The 1,385-nt window shown below is 34.4% G+C and carries 2 protein-coding genes; both read right to left on the minus strand.

Annotation, left to right across the window (positions count from 1 at the left end):
* Positions 1 to 269: 269 nt before the first annotated feature.
* Entirely contained in the window at positions 270 to 710 is a 441-nt protein-coding gene (locus XM47_RS10120) for a hypothetical protein (RefSeq protein ID WP_048692193.1), read from the minus strand.
* A gap of 117 nt (positions 711 to 827) precedes the next feature.
* Positions 828 to 1,283 (minus strand): DUF2846 domain-containing protein, encoded by a 456-nt coding sequence (locus XM47_RS10125; protein ID WP_048692194.1) that lies wholly within the window; start codon positions 1,281 to 1,283, stop codon positions 828 to 830.
* Positions 1,284 to 1,385: the final 102 nt, after the last annotated feature.

Raw genomic sequence — 1,385 nt, forward strand, 5'->3', positions numbered from 1 at the left:
CACTCGCATAGTTATTACCAATAAAACCTGTTCTTAAACACCAAGCAATCAAATCAATTTGAGAATGAGTCGTACCTGTAATTCAGGATTAACCGTCTGTAGCATCCCAATACACCTAAAATTTGAGCTAAATACACAATCTCACTAACAAGCCGTTGTTTCGTCTTCTAATCGTTCAAATAAAATAAGCTAAACAATAAGAATAGAAGCAAGATAAACCATAACCTATTGATTTAATTATTTTCTAAAAGTGCCTGTCCAGATAGTTTCTACTCCACCCAAACTTTATCTTTTTTCATTACCTTAACATACGTATATTTTATTGTATGGAAAATAGCGGTAACAAGTGACATAACTAAAAATATAGGGAGAGCAAAAGCGTAAATTGCCAAATATATAGAGTTTTCGTCGAAATCAAAATTAAAGCTAAGAGGTATAGAATAAATGACAATTAAAACTAGAAAGCATTTAGAACCAAAAAATGCCATTTGAGCTGAATAATCACTTAACTTTATTCCAGCGTATATATGGGGAGAAATCGGTGATGTTAAAATTTTTATAACAGGATTTTCCGGAAAATAAATTTTTAATATAGAAATGATGGACGGAGATACTTGAACAAAAAAAGAAAAATACTCGCCGTTAAATAAACTAATTAGCGATAAAGAGGTAAGCAATAAAATAAGTGCAGTCATAATAAAATATTTCACCAAACCTCCTTGAGCACCTAACGCCCCACTAAGGGGCTAATAATTGCTGGCTAAAATAGCGAACGAAGTGAGACTAGCCAGCTGTTATTAGTCCCGCTTGAGTGGCTTGTTATAAGCTCATTTTACAAGGCTACAACAATCGCTTACATCTTTCTTATACGCAATATCATCACTGAAATTAAAGCTGTGCGATGTATAGAATGTTGAACCAACACCTGTGGCATTCATGCTACCGCCAAACTCTAAAAAATAGTATTTATTTGCTTGGATAGTTATGTTTATTTTCTTACTCCCTGTCATAGCTAGCAAAGGCCATGAAATCTTAACCTGATGCTCACCTGGCTCAAGATATACCCAAGAAAATGATTTATTTGGTAAGGAGAATTGTTCTACATTGTCGACATATGCCGTTACAGGGTAAAGAATTGGAGGAACCCATTTACGATAAATTATCAATACCGCTCTATTTTCATCTGGAACAGCAATGTTTGATTGAGATAATTTAGGGCTATTTATCGGAGACACACAACCTACTGTTAACAACAGTACAAACGCAGAAATAAATTGTTTCACAGAACCTCCAGAGCTTATAACGCCTCATTAAGAGGCAAAAAATTGTTGGCTAAAATTAGCGACGCAGGAGCAAAAGCCAACTGTTTTTTGTCCTGCTTTAAT

The organism is Catenovulum maritimum (assembly GCF_001050375.1).
Classification (GTDB): domain Bacteria; phylum Pseudomonadota; class Gammaproteobacteria; order Enterobacterales; family Alteromonadaceae; genus Catenovulum; species Catenovulum maritimum.